Origin of the sequence: Microbacterium sp. H6, from assembly GCF_003314775.1 — a bacterium.
Lineage (GTDB): Bacteria > Actinomycetota > Actinomycetes > Actinomycetales > Microbacteriaceae > Microbacterium > Microbacterium oxydans.
Genome location: NZ_QOAY01000135.1, coordinates 369 through 4,872 on the forward strand (window position 1 = coordinate 369; position 4,504 = coordinate 4,872).

The window sequence follows — 4,504 nt, forward strand, 5'->3', positions numbered from 1 at the left end:
CGCCAGTGCTCGGTCGATCACGTCCACCGCGACCTCGATCTGATCGTCGGTGGTCGTGAGAGTCGGCAGGAATCGGATGACGTTCGCGTCGCTGCCGGCCGTCAGCAGCAGGATGCCGTGCTGGGCCGCGTAGGCCGCGATCGCGAAGGCGGCTCCCGCGGCGGGGTGCGAGGTGGCGGGATCGGTGAGTTCGAAGGCGTACATGGCGCCGATCCCGCGCACATCTCCGATCAAGGGGTGGCGCGAGGCGAGCGTGGTGAGGTGCTGCCGGAGGCTGCCTCCGATGCGCAGGGCTTCCGCGAAGAAGGGGCCGTGCTCGAGCTCATCGAACACGGCCAGGGCCGCGGCGATGGAGACGGGGTTGCCGCCGAAGGTTCCGCCGAGGCCGCCGGGGTCGGGGGCGTCCATGATGTCGGCGCGTCCGGTGACGCCAGCGAGCGGGAGTCCTGCCGCGATGCCCTTGGCCGTGAGGACGAGGTCGGGGACGACGTCGAAGTGCTCGCTCGCGAACCACGTCCCCGTGCGTCCGAGCCCGGTCTGGATCTCGTCCGCGATGAACACCACACCGTTGCGCGTGCACCAGTCCTGCAGTGCGGGCAGATAGCCGTCGGCGGGGACCACGAACCCGCCCTCGCCCTGGATCGGCTCTGCGATGACGGCGGCCAGGTCGGAGGTGCCGATGCGCTGCTCGAGGTGGGCGATCGTGCGCTCCGTCGCCTGCTCCCCGGAGAGGCCGTCCCGGTACGGGTAGGAGTTGGGTACGCGGTGGATGTCGGACGAGAAGGGGCCGAATCCGGTGCCGTATGCGGCCTTGTGGTTCATGGCGAGAGTGAGGTTGGTGCGTCCGTGGAAGGCATGGTCGAGGGCGGCGACCGCGCGCCTGCCGGTGTGCCTGCGAGCGATCTTGACCGCGTTCTCGACGGCCTCCGCGCCCGAGTTCACGAACACCGAGCGCTTCTCGTGATCGCCGGGGGTCTTCTCGGAGAGGCGCTCGGCCAGCCTGACGTACCCCTCGTAGGGCGTGACGGTGAAGAGCGTGTGCGTCACCTGCTCGAGCTGCGCGGCGGCGGCCGCGACGGCGGCCGGATTCCCGTGTCCGATCGTGGTGACGCCGATGCCGCTGCCGAGGTCGAGGAGGCGATTGCCGTCCACGTCGGTGACCCAGGGGCCGTCCGCGTGCGCGATGTACACCGGCAGCACGCTGCCGACTCCCCGGGCGACGGTCTGCCTGCGTCGCTCGTGGAGGGCTCGACTGCGCGGTCCCGGCACATCGGTCAGCAGCAACGGGGCGGAGGAGTGATCGGGAAGCACGCGGGGCGCAGACATGGGGGCTCCTTCGGTGAGCAGTGGTGAGCGGCGGACATCGCCGACGAAACGGCCTAAGACTATGTTAGTGTTTGACCTATGTCAAAGTTGGATGCACCGATCGGCGCCGACGAGCGCTACCCCACGGCGGTCACCGTCGACGACTTCCGGCATAACCTCGCGAGCGTCGAATCGCGCATCGCCGAGGCAGCGCGGCGGGCGGGGCGCGATCCGCGTGAGGTGACCCTGCTCCCGGTGAGCAAGACGGTCCCGACCGAGCGCGTCCGCGTCGCGATCCGCTCGGGCATGCGGCTGCTGGGCGAGAACAAGGTGCAGGAGGCGGTGCGCAAGAACGGGGAGACCGCCGACCTCGATGTGTCGTGGTCGATCATCGGGCACCTGCAGACCAACAAGGCCAGAGATGTGGCCGCGTTCGCCACCGAGTTCCAGGCTCTCGATCGGTTGCGGGTGGCCGAGGCGCTCGACCGACGTCTGCAGGCCGCCGGCCGCAGCCTCGACGTCTTCGTGCAGGTGAACACCTCGGCCGAGGATTCCAAGTTCGGGATGCCACCGGAGGAGCTTCCCGCGTTCCTGGAGGCACTGCCCTCCTATGGGACGCTCCGCGTGCGGGGACTGATGACCCTCGCCATCCTCACCCCGGACGACGCCAGGGTGCGCGAGTGCTTCTCGCTGCTGCGCACGCTGCGGGACCAGGCCAGAGAAGACGCGCCCGACCTCATCGGGGCGGGCGAGCTGTCGATGGGGATGTCCGGGGACTACGAGATCGCCGTCGAGGAGGGCGCCACGTGCGTGCGCGTCGGACAGGCGATCTTCGGTGCCCGCGCGCTGCCCGACAGTCACTACTGGCCGGAAGGCTGACGACACGTGCTGCGGACCGTTCGCGCCTACCTCGAACTGACCAAACCCCGCATCCTGGAACTCCTCCTCGTCACCACGATCCCCGTCATGGTGTTCGCCGCCGACGGACGGCCCGACATCGCTCTCCTGGGGGCGGTGCTCGTGGGCGGGGCACTGAGTGCCGGTTCCGCCGGGGCGTTCAACATGTACTTCGAGCGCGAGAGCGATGCGGTCATGGAGCGCGCGGCCCGGCGCCCCCTGGTCACGGGCGTCGTGTCCGCGCGCGCCGGTCTGATCTTCGCGACCGTGCTCGGAATCTCCTCCGTGGGGTGGATGCTCACCTTCGTCGGCCCCCTGCCCGCCGCGTTGTCCACCGCCGGCCTCGTGCTGTACGTGGTCTTCTACACCCTGCTGCTGAAGCGTCGCACCGAGCAGAACATCGTCTGGGGCGGGGTCGCTGGGTGCATGCCCGTGCTCGTCGGCTGGACCGCGGTGCGCGGCGCTCTCGAATGGCCGGCGGTGATCCTGTTCCTGGTGGTGTTCTTCTGGACGCCTGCGCACTACTGGCCGCTCTCGATCCGTTACCGAGACGACTACCGCCGGGCCGGCGTCCCCATGCTCGGTGCCACGCGCCCGCCGTCGTTCGTCGCCATCAGGGTGATCGGCTTCGCGGTGGTGACGGTCGTGTGCTCGCTCATCCTGCCCTGCGTCGCGGAGGTGAGCCTGCTGTACTGGACGGTGGCTCTGGGGGCGGGCGCGGGGTTCGTGGTGTCCGCGTCGCTGATGCGGTCACGGGCTCGGCGGGGTGGCGAGCTGCGCCCGATGCTCGTCTTCCGCGCGTCGATCGTCTACCTCGCCGCACTGTTCCTCGCGGTGGGCGTCGATCCTCTGCTGACGCCCTGAGTGCGCGGCCCCTTCAGTCCTCGGTGCGGAAGCCTGCGGGCTTGTGTGTGCCGTCGCAGAAGGGCTTGAGGGCCGACAGCCCGCAGCGGCACAGCGCGACGGTGCGGCGGTGGGAGGGGATCGGCGTGCCGTCGGCGGCGTGCAGCTCGACGGCACCGCGGACGAGCAGCGGACCGTCCGGGTACGGAGTGATCGTCGCCGGTTCGTGGTCCGCGCTCATGATGACGCCCTCGTGCGCAGCGACGAGGAATCCGCCGACCAGGCCTCCAGGATGTGTGCGCCTCCCCATCCGTCCACCGTCAAGCAGGCGGCTGCACCGAACATGATGTCTGGCAGCAGCTCCGGGTGGTCCTCGGCGAGGCTGCCTGCGAGGTCTCGGGCGGCGATCTGCTCATGCACGGCGTCGGCCTCGACGTGCTCGTCGAAGTACGCCGTGACGTCGGTGGGGAAGTCCAGGCGGCGCAGACCGTCGGCATACAGGCGGCAGGGGATGGACGAGGTCATCTCGTAGGCGGCCAGATGACCGACGATCGATCCGACGAGCCGACGGTTGAGTCCGAACATCGACATCATGTTGAGCGACGCGAGGGTGACGGCGGGGAGATCGTCGACGTACGCGCCATAGGTGTCATCCAGGCCGGCTGCGCGCATGGCGCGCGCGAAGAGGGCGGCGTGCACGCGGTGCGGTCGGCCGCCGCCGTACTCGTCGGACTGGATCTCGACCAGAGCCGCCTTGGCCCGTCCGTCGAGTCGGGGAATCGCCCAGGAGTGCGGGTCCGCCTCGCGGAGCGTGTACGCCGAGCGCTGGATGAGCATCTCCCGCGCCTGGGACTTCGTGGCCTTCTTCACGAAGTAACGAGAGAGGCTCGGGCCGGTGTCCGCTTCGGCGAGTGCGAAGAGCGCCCGCCCGACGGCGTCCACGGTCGGCTCCGGCAGCTCCGGCATCGGGACTCTCGCGCGCAGTTCCCGCTCGAACGCCGACTCGAGCGTGCGGCGGGTCGCGAGGAGCGCCGGGTCCCACTCGAGCTCGGGATCGAGTGCCGACAGTGATCCGTAGGCGGATGCGTAGAGCACGAAGAGGGCGAGCTGGATGTCGTCGTCACGGGAGACGTCAGCGCAGGCCGCTGCGGCTTCTTCGGCGAGAGCGGCGTGGTCGGCGTGACGATCGACTCCGGTGAGATGCGAGATGACGGCGCGGCTCACCGGGCCGCGGTCGGGGAAGGGGAGTCTCGGTGCGGATGCCGGTGCGGGTGACGGTGCGGTCGCCGTGGCGGAAGAGGTCATGTGTCGTGCTCCTGATCGATGCGGACCCTCGTATCCTGCGGGCTCGGATGAGATCGGGCCAGGGACTTGACGAGCGCGCATCGACCGGGCAAGCGGGGCAGGCATGGAAGCCCGCGCGGATGCACGGAGCCGGCTACCGGCAGGACTCGAATGC

General features: G+C 69.8%; 5 protein-coding genes. 2 read left to right on the forward strand and 3 right to left on the reverse strand.

The window, feature by feature from the left end; genetic code table 11:
• Positions 1-1,326, reverse strand: a 1,326-nt coding sequence (gabT, locus tag DSP71_RS08540) for a 4-aminobutyrate--2-oxoglutarate transaminase (RefSeq protein WP_113680859.1), incomplete at its 3' end; no start/stop codon positions are given.
• 78 nt (positions 1,327-1,404) lie between these two features.
• Between gabT and DSP71_RS08545 the strand changes: the two genes are divergently transcribed.
• The gene (locus DSP71_RS08545) at positions 1,405-2,184 is read left to right on the forward strand and encodes a YggS family pyridoxal phosphate-dependent enzyme (protein WP_058630683.1); all 780 of its coding nucleotides are present in this window, start codon (positions 1,405-1,407) and stop codon (positions 2,182-2,184) included.
• Positions 2,185-2,190: 6 nt separating this feature from the next.
• Entirely contained in the window at positions 2,191-3,066 is an 876-nt protein-coding gene (locus DSP71_RS08550) for a heme o synthase (RefSeq protein WP_113680860.1), read from the forward strand.
• A 13-nt stretch (positions 3,067-3,079) separates the two neighbouring features.
• On the opposite strand, the gene DSP71_RS08555 is transcribed toward DSP71_RS08550, so the two are convergent.
• Both DSP71_RS08555 and DSP71_RS08560 read right to left on the reverse strand, forming a co-directional pair.
• Complete coding sequence (locus DSP71_RS08555; RefSeq protein WP_061015425.1) at positions 3,080-3,286, reverse strand: CDGSH iron-sulfur domain-containing protein; 207 nt, start codon at positions 3,284-3,286, stop codon at positions 3,080-3,082.
• Positions 3,283-4,350, reverse strand: a complete 1,068-nt coding sequence (locus DSP71_RS08560; RefSeq protein ID WP_113680862.1) for an iron-containing redox enzyme family protein — start codon at positions 4,348-4,350, stop codon at positions 3,283-3,285. The genes DSP71_RS08555 and DSP71_RS08560 overlap by 4 nt, the downstream gene beginning before the upstream one ends.
• Between the last annotated feature and the right edge of the window lie 154 nt (positions 4,351-4,504).

Coding starts and splice junctions, on each gene's coding strand:
- DSP71_RS08545 (WP_058630683.1), top strand. CDS start 1,405: ATGTCAAAGTTGGATGCACCGATCGGCGCCGACGAGCGCTACCCCACG.
- DSP71_RS08560 (WP_113680862.1), bottom strand. CDS start 4,350: ATGACCTCTTCCGCCACGGCGACCGCACCGTCACCCGCACCGGCATCC.
- DSP71_RS08555 (WP_061015425.1), bottom strand. CDS start 3,286: ATGAGCGCGGACCACGAACCGGCGACGATCACTCCGTACCCGGACGGT.